At 45.2% G+C, this 20,410-nt stretch carries 19 protein-coding genes and 1 other RNA gene; 16 read left to right on the top strand and 4 right to left on the bottom strand.

Annotation, left to right across the window (positions count from 1 at the left end; genetic code table 11):
* Window positions 1-103: 103 nt before the first annotated feature.
* The 10 genes from M3221_RS02785 to M3221_RS02740 all read left to right on the top strand — a co-directional run bounded on the left by M3221_RS02785 (window position 104) and on the right by M3221_RS02740 (window position 10,245).
* Complete coding sequence (locus tag M3221_RS02785) at window positions 104-1,285, top strand: phosphoglycerate kinase (RefSeq protein ID WP_251270014.1); 1,182 nt, start codon at window positions 104-106, stop codon at window positions 1,283-1,285.
* A gap of 29 nt (window positions 1,286-1,314) precedes the next feature.
* The gene (gene tpiA, locus M3221_RS02780; RefSeq protein ID WP_251270013.1) at window positions 1,315-2,076 is read left to right on the top strand and encodes a triose-phosphate isomerase; all 762 of its coding nucleotides are present in this window, start codon (window positions 1,315-1,317) and stop codon (window positions 2,074-2,076) included.
* Window positions 2,069-3,604, top strand: coding sequence for a 2,3-bisphosphoglycerate-independent phosphoglycerate mutase (gene gpmI, locus M3221_RS02775; protein WP_251270012.1), 1,536 nt, complete (start codon window positions 2,069-2,071; stop codon window positions 3,602-3,604). The genes tpiA and gpmI overlap by 8 nt, the downstream gene beginning before the upstream one ends.
* A 15-nt stretch (window positions 3,605-3,619) precedes the next feature.
* On the top strand, window positions 3,620-4,915 hold the full coding sequence (eno, locus tag M3221_RS02770) for a phosphopyruvate hydratase (RefSeq protein ID WP_242231831.1): 1,296 nt from the start codon (window positions 3,620-3,622) through the stop codon (window positions 4,913-4,915).
* 102 nt (window positions 4,916-5,017) lie between these two features.
* On the top strand, window positions 5,018-5,254 hold the full coding sequence (gene secG, locus M3221_RS02765) for a preprotein translocase subunit SecG (RefSeq protein ID WP_251270011.1): 237 nt from the start codon (window positions 5,018-5,020) through the stop codon (window positions 5,252-5,254).
* Between the two features lie 81 nt (window positions 5,255-5,335).
* Window positions 5,336-6,082, top strand: coding sequence for an alpha/beta hydrolase (locus tag M3221_RS02760; protein ID WP_251270010.1), 747 nt, complete (start codon window positions 5,336-5,338; stop codon window positions 6,080-6,082).
* A gap of 25 nt (window positions 6,083-6,107) precedes the next feature.
* Window positions 6,108-8,468, top strand: coding sequence for a ribonuclease R (rnr, locus tag M3221_RS02755; RefSeq protein WP_251270009.1), 2,361 nt, complete (start codon window positions 6,108-6,110; stop codon window positions 8,466-8,468).
* 18 nt (window positions 8,469-8,486) lie between these two features.
* Window positions 8,487-8,954, top strand: a complete 468-nt coding sequence (gene smpB / locus M3221_RS02750) for an SsrA-binding protein SmpB (protein WP_046174343.1) — start codon at window positions 8,487-8,489, stop codon at window positions 8,952-8,954.
* 118 nt (window positions 8,955-9,072) lie between these two features.
* Window positions 9,073-9,434, top strand: a transfer-messenger RNA (tmRNA) gene (gene ssrA, locus M3221_RS02745).
* A gap of 124 nt (window positions 9,435-9,558) precedes the next feature.
* Window positions 9,559-10,245, top strand: a complete 687-nt coding sequence (locus tag M3221_RS02740) for an acetyltransferase (RefSeq protein ID WP_251270008.1) — start codon at window positions 9,559-9,561, stop codon at window positions 10,243-10,245.
* A gap of 19 nt (window positions 10,246-10,264) precedes the next feature.
* Here M3221_RS02740 and M3221_RS02735 read toward each other — a convergent pair whose 3' ends face one another.
* The 4 genes from M3221_RS02735 to M3221_RS02720 form a co-directional block, all read right to left on the bottom strand.
* Window positions 10,265-12,115, bottom strand: coding sequence for a polysaccharide biosynthesis protein (locus M3221_RS02735; protein WP_251270007.1), 1,851 nt, complete (start codon window positions 12,113-12,115; stop codon window positions 10,265-10,267).
* Between the two features lie 149 nt (window positions 12,116-12,264).
* On the bottom strand, window positions 12,265-13,437 hold the full coding sequence (locus M3221_RS02730) for a sensor domain-containing diguanylate cyclase (protein ID WP_251270006.1): 1,173 nt from the start codon (window positions 13,435-13,437) through the stop codon (window positions 12,265-12,267).
* An 8-nt stretch (window positions 13,438-13,445) separates the two neighbouring features.
* Entirely contained in the window at window positions 13,446-13,754 is a 309-nt protein-coding gene (locus M3221_RS02725; RefSeq protein WP_251270005.1) for a hypothetical protein, read from the bottom strand.
* A gap of 122 nt (window positions 13,755-13,876) precedes the next feature.
* Window positions 13,877-14,203, bottom strand: a complete 327-nt coding sequence (locus M3221_RS02720; RefSeq protein ID WP_242231824.1) for a MerR family transcriptional regulator — start codon at window positions 14,201-14,203, stop codon at window positions 13,877-13,879.
* 182 nt (window positions 14,204-14,385) lie between these two features.
* Here M3221_RS02720 and nirB point away from each other — a divergent pair, with 182 nt between their 5' ends.
* The 6 genes from nirB to M3221_RS02690 all read left to right on the top strand — a co-directional run bounded on the left by nirB (window position 14,386) and on the right by M3221_RS02690 (window position 20,290).
* A complete protein-coding gene (nirB, locus tag M3221_RS02715) occupies window positions 14,386-16,797 on the top strand; it encodes a nitrite reductase large subunit NirB (RefSeq protein WP_251270004.1) in 2,412 nt (803 codons plus the stop codon).
* 15 nt (window positions 16,798-16,812) lie between these two features.
* Window positions 16,813-17,130 carry a nitrite reductase small subunit NirD gene (nirD, locus tag M3221_RS02710; RefSeq protein ID WP_251270003.1) on the top strand — a complete coding sequence of 106 codons (318 nt, stop codon included), beginning with the start codon at window positions 16,813-16,815 and terminating at the stop codon, window positions 17,128-17,130.
* A gap of 18 nt (window positions 17,131-17,148) precedes the next feature.
* A complete protein-coding gene (gene cobA, locus M3221_RS02705) occupies window positions 17,149-17,898 on the top strand; it encodes a uroporphyrinogen-III C-methyltransferase (RefSeq protein ID WP_251270002.1) in 750 nt (249 codons plus the stop codon).
* Window positions 17,899-17,982: 84 nt separating this feature from the next.
* Entirely contained in the window at window positions 17,983-18,585 is a 603-nt protein-coding gene (locus tag M3221_RS02700; RefSeq protein ID WP_251270001.1) for an alpha/beta hydrolase, read from the top strand.
* Between the two features lie 521 nt (window positions 18,586-19,106).
* On the top strand, window positions 19,107-19,391 hold the full coding sequence (locus M3221_RS02695) for an AbrB/MazE/SpoVT family DNA-binding domain-containing protein (protein ID WP_251270000.1): 285 nt from the start codon (window positions 19,107-19,109) through the stop codon (window positions 19,389-19,391).
* Between the two features lie 65 nt (window positions 19,392-19,456).
* Window positions 19,457-20,290: an undecaprenyl-diphosphate phosphatase gene (locus M3221_RS02690; RefSeq protein ID WP_251269999.1), complete on the top strand. Its 834-nt coding sequence runs from the start codon at window positions 19,457-19,459 to the stop codon at window positions 20,288-20,290.
* Window positions 20,291-20,410 lie beyond the last annotated feature (120 nt).

Below are 20,410 nucleotides of genomic sequence, written 5' to 3'. Positions count from 1 at the left end.
TGTAAGCCGTTATCTGTTCCGCTGCTAAAGCAGCGTCGAACGATGTCGGCAGAATGCTGCACGCTTAGCTTTCGCTTTTCAATTACACTGGGAGGTCTTCTTGATGAACAAAAAGACAATTAAAGATTTGGACTTGAAAGGTAAACGCGTTTTTTGCCGCGTTGACTTCAACGTTCCAATGAAAGATGGCAAAATTACGGATGATACGCGTATCCGTGCCGCGATTCCGACAATTGAGTATTTGTCTGAACAGGGAGCCATCGTCCTTCTGGCAAGCCACCTTGGCCGTCCAAAAGGAGAAGTAAACGAAGAGATGCGCCTGACAGAAGCTGGACGCCGCTTGGCTGAGCTTACAGGCAAACAAATCGCCAAAGTGGATGAAGCTTACGGCGACAGTGTGAAAGAAGCGATTTCTGGCATGAAAGAAGGCGACATTCTTCTTCTTGAAAACGTTCGTTTCTATCCGGGCGAAGAAAAGAATGATCCAGAGCTGGCAAAAGAATTTGCTTCGCTTGCAGACATCTATGTAAATGACGCGTTTGGTGCGGCTCACCGTGCTCATGCTTCTACAGAGGGAATTGCTCATCTTCTTCCATCTGCTTCCGGCTTCTTGATGCAAAAAGAATTGGATGTGCTTGGAAAAGCATTATCTGAGCCAGAGCGTCCGTTTACAGCGATCGTCGGCGGAGCGAAAGTAAGAGACAAAATCGGTGTGATTGATCACCTGCTTGATAAAGTAGATAACTTGATCATTGGCGGCGGTCTTGCGTACACATTCGTAAAAGCTCTTGGCCATGAAATCGGAAAATCTCTTTTAGAAGAAGATAAAATGGATCTGGCAAAAGAATTTATGAAAAAAGCCGAAGAAAAAGGCGTTAAATTCTTGATGCCGGTTGATGTTACTGTAGCAGATGATTTTGGTGAGCATGCAAACACAAAAATTGTACCAATCGATCAAATTCCATCTGACTGGGAAGCACTTGATATCGGTCCGAAAACGATTGAATTGTATGCAGAAACCATTAAAAACTCAAAACTTGTCATTTGGAACGGCCCAATGGGTGTATTCGAACTTGATAAGTTTGCAAAAGGAACAAAAGGTGTGGCACAAGCACTCGCTGATTCTGATGCGTATTCTGTTATTGGCGGCGGCGATTCAGCAGCAGCGGTTGAAAAATTCGACCTTGCGGACAAAATGAGCCACATTTCAACAGGCGGAGGCGCGAGCCTTGAGTTTATGGAAGGTAAAGAACTTCCAGGCGTTACAGCGCTTGACGATAAGTAATTTCGAAGCAGCAGAAGGGAGATTTATTCATGCGTAGACCGATCATTGCAGGAAACTGGAAAATGAATAAAACGCTTAGCGAAGCAATTGAGTTCGCAAACGATGTAAAAGGAAAAGTACCATCATCAGAACAAGTGGACAGCGTAATTGGTGCGCCTGCTTTGTTCCTTGGACAGCTTGTTGAAGCGGTAAAAGGAACAGATGTGAAAATCAGTGCACAAAACGCTCACTTTGAAGACAACGGAGCCTTCACAGGTGAAATTAGCCCGAAAGCACTTGCGGACCTTGGAGTTGAATATGTGATCATCGGCCATTCAGAGCGCCGTGAAATGTTCAACGAAACAGACGAGTCTGTAAATAAAAAAGCAAAAGCGATCTTTAACCATGGCATGACACCAATCATTTGCTGCGGTGAAACGCTTGAACAGCGTGAAGCAGGCGAAACAAATGCATTTGTTTCAGGTCAAATTAAAGCAGCACTTGAAGGCTTATCAGAAGAGCAAGTAAGCAGCTCTGTTATTGCTTATGAGCCAATCTGGGCAATCGGCACAGGCAAATCGTCTTCATCAAACGATGCAAACGAAGTGTGTGCAGAAATCCGTGAAACAGTTCGCAGCCTTTATTCAGACAAAGCGGCTGATTCTGTCCGTATCCAATACGGCGGCAGTGTAAAACCTGAAAACATTGCAGAATATATGGCACAGCCGGATATCGACGGCGCACTTGTCGGCGGCGCAAGCTTGGATGCGGCATCATACCTTGCTCTTTTGGAGGCTGTAAACAATGGCTAAAGGACCGGTTGCGCTCATTATTCTCGACGGGTTCGCCTGCCGGGCTGAAACGAGCGGTAATGCGGTCGCGCAGGCCAATAAGCCAAATTTTGACCGCTACTGGAACCAATTCCCTCATGCACAGCTGACAGCAAGCGGGGAAGCAGTAGGTCTTCCAGAGGGCCAAATGGGCAACTCGGAAGTAGGTCATATGAATATTGGTGCTGGGCGGATTGTATACCAAAGCTTAACAAGAATTAACATCGCGATTCGTGAAGGGGAATTCTTTGAAAATGAGCAGTTCATAAAAGCGGCTGAGCATGCGAAGAAAAACGGAACAGCTCTTCATTTGTTTGGGCTTCTGTCTGATGGTGGCGTACATAGCCATATTGATCATTTAAAAGCGCTGCTTGAGTTTGCAAAACGGCAGGGTCTTGAAAAAGTGTATGTTCACGCTTTTCTGGACGGCCGCGATGTTGGACCTAAAACAGCAAAAGGCTACATTGAAGATGTACAAGCGAAAATGGATGAGCTTGGTGTTGGACAGTTTGCGACAATTTCTGGACGCTATTATGCAATGGACCGCGATAACCGCTGGGATCGTGTTCAAAAAGCATATGATGCAATTGCGCAAAACGATGCACCAAAGTTTGATGATCCGCTTGAAGCACTTGAAGCCTCTTACGCAGCGGACGTTGTCGATGAATTTTTTGTACCGGCTGTCATCACTGGTAAAAACGGTAAACCGATTGCGAAAGTTCAAGATAACGACGCCGTAATTTTCTTTAACTTCCGTCCTGACCGGGCGATTCAGTTAGCGAATGTGTTTACAAACGAAGACTTTATGGGATTCGATCGTGGCGAATTCCGTCCTAAAGACTTGTTCTTCGTCTGCATGACACCATATTCGGAAACAGTTAAAGGCGTTATCGCGTATAACAAAACAGATTTATCAAATACTGTCGGGGAAGTATTAGCCAACAACAATCTTCGCCAGCTTCGCATTGCGGAAACGGAAAAATACCCGCACGTTACGTTCTTTATGAGCGGCGGCCGTGAAGGGGAATTCCCTGGTGAAAAACGAATCTTGGTAAACTCACCGAAAGTGGCAACATACGATTTGCAGCCAGAGATGAGCGCATATGAAGTAACGGACGCGTTACTTGCCGAAATCGAAGGCGACAAACAGGATGCGATCATCCTGAACTTTGCAAATCCAGACATGGTTGGCCACTCAGGACTTTTAGAGCCGACGATTAAAGCAGTTGAAGTAGTAGATGAGTGCCTGGGGCGGGTTGTAGACTTGATCCTGGCAAAAGGCGGCACGGCGATTATTACCGCTGATCACGGTAACGCTGATGAAGTCGTAACCGTAGAAGGCAATCCAATGACGGCTCACACAACGAATCCGGTTCCGGTTATTGTCACAAAAGAAGGCATCACGCTGCGCGATGGAGGAATCCTCGGCGATTTGGCGCCAACGATGCTTGATCTATTAAATGTAGAACAGCCAGTTGAAATGACTGGAAAAACATTAATTAACCATTAAGGGAGAGAATAAACAATGCCAGTAATTACAGACGTATATGCACGCGAAGTACTTGATTCACGTGGAAACCCAACAATCGAAGTAGAAGTATACACAGAGTCCGGCGCATTTGGCCGCGCACTTGTTCCATCTGGTGCATCAACAGGTGAATACGAAGCAGTAGAACTTCGTGATGGCGACAAAGGCCGCTACCTTGGCAAAGGTGTTGAGCAGGCTGTTAAAAACGTAAACGAAGTAATCGCTCCAGAAATCGTAGGAAGCTACGTTGTTACAGATCAAATCGGTATCGACAAAGCGATGATCGAGCTTGACGGCACAGAAAACAAAGGCAAACTAGGCGCAAACGCAATCCTTGGTGTATCTATGGCCGTTGCACATGCAGCAGCTGACTACCATGGTGTATACCTTTATGAATACCTTGGCGGCGTAAACGGCAAGCAGCTTCCTGTTCCAATGATGAACATCGTAAACGGCGGCGAGCATGCGGATAACAACGTTGATATCCAGGAATTCATGATCATGCCTGTTGGCGCGCCTACATTTAAAGAAGCGCTTCGCACGGGAGCAGAAATTTTCCATAACCTAAAAGCGGTTCTTCATGAAAAAGGCTTGAACACAGCAGTTGGTGACGAAGGTGGTTTCGCGCCAAACCTTGGTTCAAACGAAGAAGCTCTTCAAACAATTATCGAAGCAATCGAACGTGCTGGCTACAAACCAGGCGAAGAAGTTAAATTGGCAATGGACGCTGCTTCTTCTGAGTTCTACAACAAAGAAGACGGCAAATACCACCTTTCTGGCGAAGGCGTTGTGAAAACATCTGCAGAAATGGTTGACTGGTACGAAGAAATGGCAAACAAATACCCAATCGTTTCAATCGAAGATGGTTTGGATGAAAACGACTGGGAAGGCCATAAATTGCTTACTGAGCGCCTTGGCGATCGTGTACAGCTTGTTGGTGATGACTTGTTCGTTACAAACACGAAAAAGCTTTCAGAAGGTATTAAAAACGGCGTAGGTAACTCTATTCTAATCAAAGTAAACCAAATCGGTACATTAACTGAAACATTTGATGCGATCGAAATGGCAAAACGCGCTGGCTATACAGCGGTTATCTCTCACCGTTCTGGTGAAACAGAAGATGCAACAATTGCTGATATCGCAGTTGCAACAAACGCTGGCCAAATTAAAACAGGTGCACCGTCACGTACGGATCGCGTAGCAAAATACAACCAGCTTCTTCGCATTGAAGACAACCTGGGTGAACTTGCTCAATACCTTGGCAACGACACATTCTACAACTTGAAAAAATAAGAACAAACGAAAGCCCGGCGGCCGCCGGGCTTTTTTGCGCGTGTGCAGAAAGTATGATATAATTTACTCATCTATAGGTTCGTCTTTGATGGAGGTAAAAATATGTTACATACAGTGCTTATTGTACTGCTCGTGATTGTAGCAATTGCGCTTATTGCGGTTGTTTTGCTGCAGTCTGGGAAAAGCTCAGGGCTTTCTGGCGCGATTTCTGGCGGTGCGGAGCAATTGTTTGGAAAACAGAAAGCGCGCGGGATTGACCTGGTGCTGCATCGTTTGACAGTGATTTTGTCTGTTCTGTTTTTTGTTTTAACAATTGCGCTTTCTTACTTTGGTTTATAATAAAAAAGGCGATTCGGCTGAATCGCTTTTTTTTATGCCCCAAAGCCTTCATCATCCGAAAAAAGAAAGGGATTGACTCACATGAAACTAACACTGCCAACTCCATTTACATTCGAAGCAGGAAAACGGGCTGTTTTACTTTTACACGGTTTTACTGGAAATTCATCTGACGTGCGCATGATCGGCCGTTTTCTTGAGAAAAATGGGTATACATCACATGCACCACACTATAAAGGACATGCGGTTCCGCCTGAAGAACTAGTGAAAACGGGTCCTGAAGACTGGTGGAAGGATGTGGAGGAAGGCTATCAGCATCTGCTGAACCTTGGCTATGAAGAAATTGCGGTATGCGGACTGTCGCTCGGCGGTGTTTTTGCATTGAAACTCGGTTATACTAAACCTGTAAAGGGTATTATTCCAATGTGTGCCCCAATGTCGATGAAAGACGAGCAGACGATGTACAATGGGGTTGTGGAATACGCACGCGGGTTCAAGAAATTTGAAGGGAAATCCGCTGATGTTATTGAAAAAGAAATAGAAGCCTTTAAACAAACACCGATGAATACGCTGGCGGCGCTTCGTGAGCTTGTACAAGATGTACGCAGCCATATTGACCACATTTATGCACCGGTTTTTGTTGTTCAGGCACGCAACGACAAAATGATTGATACCAACAGCGCCAATGTGATTTTTGAAGGCGTGGAAACAGACGAAAAACAATTGAAGTGGTACGAAGAGTCCGGTCATGTGATTACACTGGATAAAGAAAAAGAGCAGCTGCATGCAGATATTCTTGCCTTTCTCCAAACGCTTGACTGGACCGTGTAACTTCGCAAAAGGAGGCGGGTTCCAGATGGACCAGCACATAGAGAAAATCGTCGATCGATTACTGACGTATATGAAAGAAGAATCGTACAAGCCGCTCACAGTGCAGGAGCTTGAAGAAGTGCTTGGCATTGAAGGCTCGGAAGGGTTCCGCGACTTTGTTAAGTCGCTCGTGTACATGGAAGAGCGCGGTTTAGTCGTGCGGACGCGCGCAAACCGATACGGCCTGCCGGAGAAAATGAACCTTGTGCGCGGAAAGATTTCCGGACACGCAAAAGGGTTTGCTTTCCTGCTGCCGGATGAGCAGGGAATGGATGATGTATTCATTCCGCCGCATGAAACGAACGGAGCTCTAAACGGCGACACCGCGCTTGTCCGTGTGACGAAAGAAGACCAAAACGGGACACGCCGGGAAGGTACTGTTGTCCGTATTTTAGAACGCGGCCAGACGGACATTGTTGGTACGTTCATCGACAAAAAAAGCTTTGGCTTTGTGGAAACAGACGATAAAAAATTTACCGCTGATATTTTTATTCCAAAAGAAAAAACAGCCGGTGCGATTGACGGCCACAAAGTCGTTGTCCATATCACACGCTGGCCGGAAGGGCGCCAGGCGGCAGAAGGCGAAGTAAAAGAAATTATCGGGCATAAGAACGATCCTGGCGTCGATATTATGTCGATTATTTATAAACACGGCCTGCCGCAGGAGTTTCCGGAAGAAGTGCTGGAGCAGGCGAATGCGGTGCCGGATGAAATTGATCCGAAAGATATCGCGAACCGTCGGGATCTTCGCGATGAAGTCATCGTGACAATTGATGGAGCGGACGCAAAAGACCTCGATGATGCGGTCACGGTAACCAAGCTTGAGAATGGAAACTATAAGCTCGGTGTTCACATTGCCGACGTCAGCCACTACGTAACCGAAAACTCCCCGATTGACCGGGAAGCCTATGAGCGTGGTACAAGTGTTTATTTAGTGGACCGGGTAATCCCGATGATTCCACACCGCTTGTCCAATGGCATCTGCTCATTGAATCCTAAAGTAGACCGTTTAACAATGTCGTGCGAAATGGAAATTAACGCATCTGGTGAAGTAGTCAGCCATGAAATCTTTGACAGCGTCATTCGAACGACAGAACGAATGACTTATTCAGATGTAAACCGGATTTTGGTTGATAAAGATGAAGCATTGCGCGCTAAGTACGAAGCACTTGTGCCGATGTTTGAGCGAATGGAAGACCTGGCGGCCATTTTACGCCAAAAGCGCACGGACCGGGGTGCCATTGACTTTGATTTCAGGGAAGCAAAAGTGCTTGTAGATAAAGATGGGCATCCGACTGATGTGGTCATTCGGGAACGTTCTGTCGGCGAAAAACTGATTGAAGAATTTATGCTGGCGGCGAATGAAACGGTAGCAGAGCATTTCCACTGGATGGATGTTCCGTTTATATACCGGATTCACGAAGATCCGAAGGAAGATAAATTGCAGCGCTTTTTTGAGTTTTTGACGAATTTTGGCTTGAATGTGAAAGGGACAGCGAATTCTGTTCATCCGCGTGCCCTGCAGGAAATTATTGAAAACGTGAAAGACACGCCGGAAGAAACAGTTATTTCTACTGTTATGCTTCGGTCCATGCAGCAGGCAAAATATAATGCGAACAGCTTAGGGCATTTTGGGCTTGCAGCAGAATTTTACACGCATTTCACCTCGCCAATCCGCCGGTATCCGGATTTGATTGTCCATCGTTTAATTCGTACGTATTTAGTCAACGGTGATCTTACGCCGCAAACACGGGAAAAGTGGGATGCGCGCCTTCCGGAAATCGCTGATCACACATCCAGCATGGAACGCCGGGCTGTTGATGCAGAACGCGATACAGACGAGCTGAAAAAAGCAGAATTTATGCTTGATAAAATCGGTGAAGAGTATGATGGGGTTATCAGCTCTGTTACCAACTTCGGTATGTTTGTGGCGCTTGAAAACACGATTGAGGGTCTGATTCATGTTTCGTATATGACAGATGATTATTACCGTTATGATGAACGCCACTATGCTATGATCGGTGAGCGGACCGGCAATGTCTTCCGCATTGGGGACGAAATTACCGTCCGTGTGCGTGATGTAAATAAAGACGAACAGTCTGTCGATTTTGAAATCGTGGGCATGAAAAAACAGCGCCAGCGTCCAGCTGGAATAGAGGGCAAAGCGGATAAAAAGCCGCGCGGCCGCGGCAAGAAAGCACAAGCCATTAAACGGGAAGACAGACCGTCGAGAAAGCCGGCGCGTCCAGATGTGAAAGAAGGCGGCGAATGGTCGAACCAGCCGCCGAAAAAAAAGAAAAAACGTAAATTTTACGAAGGAATTGCGAAGAAAAAGAAACGCAAGTAAGAAAGTAGGGATGAGTCAATGCCAAAGGGAGAAGGAAAAGTGGTCGCGCAAAATAAAAAAGCGCGCCACGATTACTTTATTGAAGAAACATATGAAGCGGGTCTTGTGCTTTTAGGAACCGAAATTAAAGCAATCCGGGCGGGACGAGTGAATTTAAAAGATTCATTCGCCCGCATTCGAAATGGCGAACTGTTCGTCCACAATATGCATATCAGCCCGTACGAGCAGGGAAATATTCATAACCATGAACCGCTCCGTACGCGAAAGCTTCTTCTGCACCGGAAGCAAATTAATACGTTGATCGGTGAAACGAAAGAAGCAGGCTACTCGATCGTTCCTTTAAAACTTTATTTAAAAGACGGATATGCAAAATTGTTAATTGGCCTTGCAAAAGGGAAAAAGAAATATGATAAACGCGAAGATTTAAAGCAGAAAGAAGCAAAACGCGATATTGAGCGCGCCTTCCGTGATCGTCAAAAGGGTTGAATAACTAGTTTGTTTGTGGTATGATAGATTCTGTCACGATGAAGCAGCTATGCTTCGATACTACTTTGTCAGGAAATGTTCTTAGCATAAGCCAGAACATCCTGTTCAAATCTAATCCGGGGACGTTACGGATTCGACAGGGGTAGTTCGAGCCTGGGCTGCGGGCCAGAGGGTCGGCTCTGTCAAAACGCACTTGCCTATAATAACTGGCAAACAACAAACTCAACTACAAGCTGCCTAATTTAGGTTAGCCTGTGCTCCTCCCGCTGTTGTCCGTGCAGTCGGGTAAGGGGCTCACTTTAAGCGGACTACGCTCAATTCCTCCGCCTGGGGATGAGAGAAGAGACTAATCAGGCTGGCCGATCCAAACGCCTGCTGTGCGGCAGTTGGGCCGGCGAGACCGAAATAGTGCAGCTACGCCCGTAGACGCTCAGGTGCCGTTATCTTTGGACGCGGGTTCGACTCCCGCCGTCTCCATACTTGTATGGAGCACCTATTTATAAAAGCCTTGCGAAGTATTCGCAAGGCTTTTTTGTTTTGGGAAAAGCAACTCTGTCTTGTATGGGCAAAGACAAAGTGCATATAGTTGAGAGGCCGGCATACATTGGTAAAACAATGCGAGGTGATTGGTGTGAAAAAAATCATCATCATCGGTTCAGGTGGACATGCGAGCGTCATTATTGATGCTATTGAAAAAGAAAGAAAATACGCTATATATGGAATTATTGATACGATTCGTCCTGTTAATACGAGTATATACGGATATCGGATAGTAGGGACAGATTCTACTTTGCTGAAATTGGGCAAACAGGTGTGCGGAGGTATTGTGGCGATCGAGGACAATTGGACACGGAAAAAAACGGTTGAAACCATTCGCAAACTCGTCCCTGACTTTTCTTTTGTTTCCATCGTACACCCATCGGCCTGCATCAGCAGCAATGTTAAGATAGGAGATGGTACGGTTGTGATGGCAGGTGCGGTTATTAACCGAAATACAATTATAGGAGAGCATTCTATTATTAATACAAACTCCTCAGTTGATCATGACTGCATACTTAGTGACTTTGTCAGCATTGCTCCGGGTGCGGTGCTGGGCAGGAATGTTAAAGCGGGAAATAGTGCAGTTGTATCGCTTGGAGCCAAGGTCATTCACTCAGTGAGTATCGGAGAGCATACCGTTATTGGAGCTGGATCAACGGTGCTGCAAAGCATTGGTCCGTACGGGGTTGCGTATGGTACTCCCGCTAAAGTAATTCGAACAAGAAAGCAAGAAGACAGTTACTTATCATAAAGATAGGAAGTTTATTTTGTTATGAAAAAAAGAAATCAATCTGATAAGAAGGAACGATTTCTTTTAAAACGAATTTGATTGCTGTATCGGTTTCTTCGTTTCCTGGTTCGTAAACAAGCTGTTCCAGCTGGTTCAGCCAGAATGGCAGGTCGATCTTTGATACGTTCGTTGTTCTGGCTATGTAGATCAATTCATGCTTGGAAGCTGTATGGCCTTCTTCTGTTGTAAAAAGTTCTTCGTACAGTTTTTCTCCCGGGCGCATACCTGTATAGCGGATCTCGATATCTCTGCCTGGTGTCAGTCCTGATAAGGTAATTAAGTTACGGGCCAGTTCGCTGATCTTAACCGGTTTGCCCATATCCAAAATGAAAATCTCGCCGCCTTTTGCAAGCGCCCCTGCTTGAATGACAAGCTGTACAGCTTCGGGAATCGTCATAAAATAACGGGTCATATCCCGGTGCGTGACTGTAACCGGACCGCCGTTTTGAATCTGTTTTTTAAATAAAGGAACTACACTGCCTCTGCTTCCCAGTACGTTTCCGAACCGGACCGCGACAAAGTTCGTTTTACTCTGCTGATTCAATGTTTGAATAATAAGTTCGGCTACCCGTTTTGTGGCACCCATTACGCTCGTTGGGTTCACTGCTTTGTCTGTGGAAATTTGAACGTACGTTTCAACTTCATACTGACCGGCACATTCCGCTAGATTTTTCGTGCCGAAGATGTTATTTTTAACGGCTTCCGTCGGATTGTGTTCCATTAAAGGGACATGCTTGTGTGCAGCGGCATGAAAGACAACCTGCGGGCGGTAAGTGGAAAAAATATGTTTAAGCCGGTTTTTATCCTGAATGTCGCCAATTAGTGCCTGGATGGGAAGGTGAGGATAAAGCTGCTCAAGTTCTTTTTCGATTGCATATACGCTGTTTTCACCGTGGCCAAGCAGAAGAACTTTTTTTGGATGAAATGAAGAAATCTGCCGGCAGATTTCAGAGCCGATCGAACCGCCCGCTCCGGTAATCAGCACTGTTTTATCCTGTACATAATGAGAAATGCCGAGAGCATCCAGCTGGATCGGCGGGCGTCCAAGTAAATCTTCCACGTTGACCTCACGAATCATACTCAGTGTAACACGGCCATTAATAATATCTGTAATACGCGGTAGAATCCGGACAGTGACGCCGCATTTTTGACAGCTTTTTACGATTCGGGCAATATCGCTTCCGGAAGCAGATGGAATGGCGATAATGGCTGTTTCAATATGAAACTGCTCAATGACCCGTTCAATCTCACCGGTTGTGCCGGCAACCGGCATATTCCGGACGTGCAGGCCAATTTTTTCAGGGTCATCGTCAATAAAAGCAACGGGATATAAAAAAGGGTCCGTCGATTTTTTTAACTCTTTCACGACTAAAATACCCGCATTGCCCGCGCCGATAATAAGTGTCCGCTTTCCGTTTTTATTGGGAATGCCCTTGTTTTCATTTATAGACCATAAAATCAGCCGTGAAAATAAAAAGGCTGCCAGAGAAACAGTCCAAGTTATAAAAAGAAAAGAAAACGGCAGGGTGGTTACCCCCCACTCCGAAAAAAGAAGATGCAGCATGCCCCCTGTTACGAAGGAAAATGTGAAGCTTTTTCCAATGACCTTTGATTCCCCCATGCTAGCAAAACGCCACAAGTGGCGATAATGGTGAAAAAGATGAAATCCAATCGTCAGTACTACCCAAAACAAGGCGAAGATGTATGCCAGTTGGGAAAATGTAAGCCCTCTGCCGTTTTCATAGAAAACAAAGCAGGATAGCGCAACAGAAAGAAAAAGAATCCCGAAATCCATGAAAAGCGCCAGAGCATATCGTTTCGTTCGGCTCACACCAAAGCCTCCATTCCATACTTTTTAGCTCTTTACTTTATATGAGTTTATGGAATAAGGTGTGAGAAAATCGGTAAAACAAAGGGAGGAAACCAGGCTGTTAAATAAAAATCAAACGAAAACATCACTGTTCTTCGTTTGGTTTTTTGTTATTTTTGGAAAGAAGGAGTATAGGGCTTGTGACGCCGGCTTCTTTTTTCTTTATACATTTCCTGATCAGCCGTTTCTAGCAGCTCTTTAAGAGAAATATTCATGCCGGGGTGGTAATAGCAGATGCCGTGACTGGCCGACAATTTGTACGGCTGCCGGGAGACCTGGTTGGTGCAGTCAAACTCTAATCGAATGGCATTCCAGGCTTGATTGGCCGCTTCCGGCGGCTGATTGGGAAAAAGAATAACAAACTCATCCCTGCCCATTCGAAATAAAAGATCTTCTTCATGCAGAGATTTTTGAATTGCCCGGCAGATCGCTTTAATAAAATGGTCACCTTTATTATGGCCGTAACGGTCATTAACGGTTTTTAATCCGTTAATATCAATGCAGCAGAGTGTAAAGGGCTGAGCCTGGCGGCTGTTCATCAGGCTGGAAAGGACATTCAGCCCTTTTCGTCTGTTCATAATACCTGTCAGTTCATCCAAAAAAGCATGCGCCGATAGTTTTTCTTCTTCCGCTTTAAAGTTCGTTACATCCGTTGTTCTGATTAGCAGGCACGGTTCCTGCAGATAATCAACTAATTCCACACTCAGCATAATCCAAATGTCTTTCTTCGCCGGATCAAAATGCGGCGTCAAATATCCTTTGATGCTTCCTTTCTCCTGTAAAACATCAATGATATTCTGCTTCTCATACGAATTTTTAAAAAGAAGGCCAGTGCCTTTATCGTGCAGCTGAGTTCCTTCGTAATACGCAGACGCCCGCTGATTAAAAAGGATAATCGGATAATTAGAAAGCCGTGCCAGAATGAGTGGATGCGGATCTAAATCAAATAAAAGGCGAAATGTTTTTTCATTTGTTTGAAGCTGCTGCTGGCTTTCCATCTCTTTTTTTCGATAGAAATAAAAGGTGGACGATAGAAAAAAAGCAATGCCGGCTGCGGCGGTCGAATTAATCATATTCATAATAGATGTAAGTGAAAAACCGCCAATTTTCATGAATCCAGCTAGAAACAAAACATGGATGCCGGCCAGCATGACTGCGGATTTTTTGGGGGAATCGGAAAAATCACAGAAGCTGCCAGTAAAATAATTAAATACGCGTAAATATTGCCGGTTAAAAATTGGCTGTTTAACGATCCGGACGCGCCAATGAAAATATAAAAACAAAAATAGCTCTATACATAATGCAGCACATACCTCCTGCCAGACTGCTGGCGCCGGATCAGCCGCTTACGGACCAGCAAAAAGGTGAGCGACATCAATGATGGAATAAAATGTAAAAAGGGAGGATGCCCAAAGTTTAATCTCTTTTCTCCCGTTGACAAAAAGTAAAGATCCAAAGCTAAATAAAGCGGGTGAGACAGGACAACCATTAAACAAACAAACCGAAGCCTGGCGAACAGCGTTTCACCATGCTCGCGGCAGAACTGCTCATCTTCAGGCTGATCAGGTTGAAAGAGAGCGCCCCATGTATCTTTCTTCATATTATTAATCCTTTTTTACTTGCATTTTACCATAGCTTTATAGGGCACCCTAATGAATTCAGCGCTCTGTTAAACGAGCTTTTCAAATGAAAAATCCCGGAGGATGAAGATTCCGGGATTTTTCATTTGAACTTGTTTTGAATACCGAACCGTGCATTCAGCTGGCCTTTGATCATGCTTCGTTTTAATTTGTCTTGATCTGGTCTTTTCTTCATTTCCTGCCTGATTTCAAATGTCCGGACACCATCTTCCATTTGGTTGGCAATATCCATCAGTGTTTCCACGTCGCCAAAGGAGTATTTTCGCGTACCTCTTTCTGAGCGGTCAGGGAAAATAAGCTGGCGTTCTTCATAATAGCGAATCTGGCGTTCAGACAACCCGGTTAATTCGCTCACAATTCCAATTGTAATAACCTTTTTCGTCTTATAGCTTTTCTCTTCATCTGTCATGGAATCACCTCGAAATGGATTACCTGTACTATTATATATCAATACGTTAATTTATGTAACGATTATATGTGATATTTTCTAACAATTAATTTTTATGTAAGATTATATAACATTTATTGTGACTACTTCTTTTAAGTCTCCTATAATCAACACTATCAACAGCCATCAAGGAGGATGTTCAGATGACAAAAGAGAAAATCGTACTAATCGGAAATGGGATGGCCGGTGTCCGGTCTATTGAAGAAATATTAAAAATTAACCCGGATCGGTTTCATATTACTATTTTTGGAGAAGAGCCCTATCCGAACTATAACCGCATTCAATTGTCAAAGGTCCTTCAAGGAGATACAACGATTGCTGACATTACGCTAAACGACTGGAACTGGTACGAAGAACAAAACATTCAGCTTTATCCAGGTGAAGGGGTAACGCGGATTGATACAGAAACAAAATGTGTTCATACCACAAAAGAGCGGACAGTCCAATATGACAAACTTATTATTGCGACAGGCTCGGTTCCTTTTATTATTCCGGTGCCGGGGCATGAGAAAAAAGGCGTAACCGCATTCCGTGATATTAAAGACTGTGAAAAAATGATCGGTGCGTCCAAAGAATTCAAAAAAGCGTCCGTTATTGGAGGAGGCCTTCTTGGACTCGAAGCTGCACGCGGGCTCTTGAATCTAGGCATGGAAGTAAACGTTATTCATCTAGCCGACTTTTTAATGGAGCGTCAGCTCGATGAAACAGCCGGCAAAATGCTTCAAAAAGAGCTGGAAAAGCAAGGCATGAACTTCCTTATGCGGAAGCAGACAGCCGAGATTTTAGGGGAGAACCGGGTAAAAGGTATCCGCTTTAATGACGGCGAAGAAATCGAAACGGATCTGGTCGTGATGGCGGTCGGTATCCGGCCGAATACATCATTGGCGAAAGAGAGCGGCATTTCCGTAAACCGGGGCATTCTCGTCAACGACTACATGGTAACCAATATCCCAGATGTGTACGCGGTTGGGGAGTGTGCCGAGCACCGTGAAGTCGTCTACGGCCTTGTGGCTCCGCTTTATGAGCAGGGCAAAGCGATGGCGGCGCACATTTGTGATACACCGGCTGCCGGTTATGAAGGCTCCGTCCTGTCCACACAGTTAAAAGTTTCGGGTGTGGATGTATTCTCGGTCGGTGAGATTGTAGAGGATGAAGAAACGAAAACGATCAAAATGTTTGACGACTGGAAAGGCGTGTACAAAAAAATCTTAATCCGTGACGGAAAAATGGCCGGTGCGGTTTTGTTTGGGGACACAAGTGAGGGAAATAAGCTGCTTCGCCTGATTAATAAGAAAGCGGATGTAGAGGAATACATCGGTGCGGCGGAAGAAGCCGCCGATGGAGCCAGCCTGGTGGCATCCATGGATGACAGTGAATTGATCTGCGGCTGTAACGGCGTATCAAAAGGTACCATCATGGAAGCGATCAAACGTGACGGGCTGACAACTGTGGATCAAGTAAAAGCCTGCACGAGTGCATCTCGTTCATGCGGCGGCTGTAAACCACTAGTTGTAGACCTGCTTGCCCATACATTAGGAGATGGATTTGACACATCGAACCAAAAAGAAGCGATCTGCGGCTGTACAACGCTTTCCCGTGATGAAGTCGTTGAGGCAATTCGCGAAAAAGGGCTGACTCATACAAAAGAAGTGATGAATGTGCTTGGCTGGGAAACAGACGGCGGCTGTTCAAAGTGCCGTCCAGCATTGAACTATTATTTAGGCATGATTAATCCGAAAGAATACGAAGATGAAAAAGCCTCTAAATTTGTGAATGAGCGGATGCACGGCAACATTCAAAAAGATGGCACATATTCAGTTGTACCGCGGATGTATGGCGGTGTAACGTCAGCAGATGACCTGAGGAAAATTGCTGATGTAGCAGATAAATATAATGTGCCGCTCATCAAAGTAACAGGCGGCCAGCGGATTGATTTATTCGGCGTAAAAAAAGAGGATCTGCCGGGTATGTGGGCGGATTTGGATATGCCGTCCGGCTATGCGTACGGAAAAACATTACGAACGGTTAAAACCTGTGTCGGTGAAAGTTTCTGCCGCTTCGGCACCCAGGATTCCATGAGCATGGGAATCCAGATGGAAAAGAAATTCGAGCGGATCGGAACACCGCATAAAGTGAAAATGGCTGTATCTGCCTGCCCGCGCAACTGTGCAGAATCTGGCATCAAGGATATTGGAGTCGTGGGTGTAGACGGCGGCTGGGAAATATACGTTGGCGGAAATGGCGGAACCCATCTGCGGGCAGCTGATCTTTTCTGCAAAGTAAAAACGAACGAAGAAGTAATGGAAATGACAGGCGCATTTATGCAGTATTACCGGGAGGATGCGGTATATCTTGAACGGACGGCGGCCTGGGTAGAGCGTGTCGGCCTTGACCATATTAAAGAAGTTCTGTCCGATAAAGCAACGCGTGATGCGCTGAACGCCCGGATCGACGAAGCGCTGTCTGTCACAAAAGAGCCGTGGAAAGAAGTAATCGAAAGTGAAAAAATCCGAAAAGAACTATATGAAACAGAGCTTGTGAGCACAACAAAATAAAAGGGGGCTGTGAACATGGAAAAAACATTGGAGAAGGTGCGGATCGCATCCATTGCGGATTTGCCGGAGAAAATGGGAAAAACCGTCCGGGTGGGAGAGGTGGAACTGGCTGTGTTTAAACTTGGAAATGGCACGGTCAGAGCGATTGAAAATCGCTGCCCGCATAAAGGCGGGGTGCTCGCAGAAGGGATTGTCAGCGGCGAGCACGTTTTCTGCCCGATGCATGACTGGAAAATTTGCACAACTGATGGGAAAGTGCAGGCGCCGGATGTGGGCTGTGTGTCCACTTATAAAGCCGTTATTGAAGACGACGACGTATACTTATTTATTTAAAGGGGGAGGCGGACGAAGATGGGTGTATCGATTGTAGGAGCAGGGCCGGGCGATCCGGAACTCATTACCGTTAAAGCATTAAAAGCCATTCAAACGGCCGATGTTATTTTATATGACCGGCTTGTAAACAAAGAGCTGTTGAAGGAGTCAAAACCATCAGCTGTCCGCGTCTTCTGCGGAAAGTTTCCAGGCAATCATGTGATGACTCAGGACCGTATTAATCGGCTGATGGTAAAGTTCGCTTCTGACGGAAAAAGTGTGGTGCGTTTAAAAGGCGGTGATCCGTTTGTGTTCGGACGCGGCGGCGAAGAAGCTGCTTATGCGAGAAGTTTTGGCATCCCGGTTGAAATTATTCCGGGTATTACAGCGGGCATTGCTGCACCGGCTTATGCAAATATTCCCGTCACACACCGGGAATATGGCAATTCATTCGCCATTGTCACCGGGCATCAAATGGAAGGCAAAGGGGAAACAGATTGGTCGAAGCTTGCCACGTCTGTAGACACGCTTGTGATTTATATGGGCATGAAACACTTGGATCATATTACGAAGCAGCTCATTCACCATGGGCGCAATGGGGCAATGATGGCCGCGGTGATTGAGCAGGGCACGACAAATGCACAGCGCGTTGTAACAGCACCGCTATGCCGTATTGCAGAAGAAACGCAGAAGCAGGAAATAGGCAATCCGGCTGTGATTGTCATTGGCGACGTCGTCAACTGCCGGGAGCAGCTGGAACGTGAAATGGCTCTGGCGGCTGCGTATTAAGGGAAAAGGAATTGACGCACTTCTCTTCCTCCTGTACTATTATCTTTAATTCGAGATAATAAAAACAGAAAAGGTGGAAGCGCCATGAAACATGTATTTCAAAAAGGATCAAACGACCGTGTCCTGCTTCTCTTACATGGAACAGGAGGCACCGAGCATGACCTGCTGCCGCTCGCTGACAGTATTGATCCGGATGCATCTGTATTGAGCGTGCGGGGAAATGTGCTTGAAAATGGTATGCCGCGCTTTTTCAGACGGCTGGCAGAAGGAGTATTTGATGAGGAAGATTTAGTGTTCCGCACAAATGAATTAAATGAATTTTTAGCCCAGGCGGCACGCGACTACGGGTTTAACCGGAATAAAGTAGTGGCGATCGGCTACTCGAATGGTGCAAACATTGCTGCAAGTCTATTATTTCATTTGAAAGATTCTTTAAAAGGTGCGATCCTTCATCATCCAATGGTGCCGAGAAGAGGGATTGAACTTCCGGATTTAACAGGCACCCCTGTTTTTATTACAGCTGGAAAAAACGATCCTATTTGTCCGGCAAAAGAAACAGATGATTTAGCGGCGCTGCTGGCTGGTGCCGGCGCAGAAACAGACGTTCACTGGGAAATGAATGGCCATATGCTGACAGCTACAGAAGTGCGGGCAGCAGCACAGTGGTTCAAAACCCATCTCGCTTAATTGTTCTGATAAGAAAAAACGCCTTGTTCGCAAGGCGTTTTTTGTTTTATATTATTGTGATCTGGTTTCTTTTGACCGGCGGAGGATTGAGAAAAATCGTTAAGCTGTTCAAGCATTTTCTCTACATCCGTAAATTAGAGTTGAAAAAATAGGGATATAGGAAACAAGAAGAGCTGATAAAGCCGCTGTTAAAATTCTAAAACTCAGTTTTCATAAGGCGTTCATTTTGTTCTCCTTTTCTCAAAGCAAAATATACATAGAAGCTTTTGTATCATCTAAAACCATCTTTTTTTAACATTAATTGTAAAAATGACAAATTTACATTCTACATTCGGTTTGTTTAGATCTTTGGACCTAATTCCCGTAGAAAACATGCTATAAGATTTATTTTAAAGCTAGTCAATTAGGTAATAGGATCTTGTGAGAAGCATTTTTTCTGTCTTTTTCCTTATTTATCTTGTTTTGACTAAAAAAAGGAAGGCTGAAATAGTAGTCTTATCTTACTAAAAGAGGTGAAATGCATGATTGCGGTGAAATCAAAGCGAATTATGGATGCGCAGGGGCGGGTGGTTCTGCCCAAATCGGTGCGGAAGGAACTGGGTATTTCTCCGGAAGACCGGGTACGGATAATAGGACAGCAGGATGAAATTACGATTGAGAAATACACAGAGCAGCAGGTGGAGGAAACGCAAATGTGTTATATAACGGGCGCTGCATCGCCTGACTGCCGTTCATTCAGCGGAGGTATTCATTTAAGTAAAGAAGCGGCTCTCAAGATTCTGGCAGAATGGAAGTCTAAACAGTAATCAATTGGCGTATAGTGAAAAGTATGCTACTTTAGAGAGTGGAAATCTGACAAAGGAGAATAGGAATGGATTTTATCACTCTATTAAAAGCGGTTATTCTCGGGCTTGTAGAAGGAATGACCGAATTTGCCCCGGTTTCTTCAACAGGGCATATGATTATTGTCGATGATATGTGGCTTCACTCTAAAGAATTTTTGGGAAAATATGCAGCTAATACGTTCAAGGTTGTCATCCAGCTTGGTTCTATTTTAGCGGTGGTTGTTGTATTCAGGCAGCGGTTTATTGATTTGCTTGGCTTAAACAAAGAAACACGCGGCAAAGAAAATCGGCTTCGTCTTGGCCAGGTGCTTGTTGGATTGGTTCCGGCCGGGGTTTTAGGTGTTTTGTTTGAAGATACGATTGATAAGTATTTGTTTACAACCGAGACTGTGTTGATCGGACTTGTGGCTGGTGCTGTCCTGATGATGATTGCAGACCTTTACAGGGGCAGAAAGCAGACGGCTAATATAGCTGAGACTGTTGATCAAATAACGTATAAGCAGGCATTTCTTGTTGGTATTTTCCAATGTCTTTCTGTTCTGCTTCCCGGTTTTTCACGTTCTGGATCTACCATTTCCGGCGGGGTTCTTGTTGGCATGAGCTATCGTGCTGCAGCGGATTTTACGTTTATTATGGCCGTGCCGATTATGGCCGGGGCCAGCTCTATTTCACTGTTGAAAAACCTTGAGTATATTTCAAGCTCCGATCTTCCTTTTTATGCGGTCGGTTTTATCAGTGCTTTTATTTTCGCTTTAATTTCCATTAAGTTCTTCTTGAAATTAATTAACCGTATCAAATTAACTCCGTTTGCCATTTATCGTATCATTCTGGCAGCGGTCATTTATTTCGTCTTTTTGTAAGCGGGGTGCATACCCCGCTTTTTTATATGGAAATAAGCGTTCACAGCGTTTGATTTAAAAGACGCGGGCGTGGTAAACTAACAGCACGAAACCGAACCGCAGGCCGATGTCTGCGGTTTT

This window comes from Domibacillus indicus (assembly GCF_023715895.1).
GTDB lineage: Bacteria > Bacillota > Bacilli > Bacillales > Domibacillaceae > Domibacillus > Domibacillus indicus_A.
This window is presented reverse-complemented; position numbering and strand designations above follow the sequence as displayed.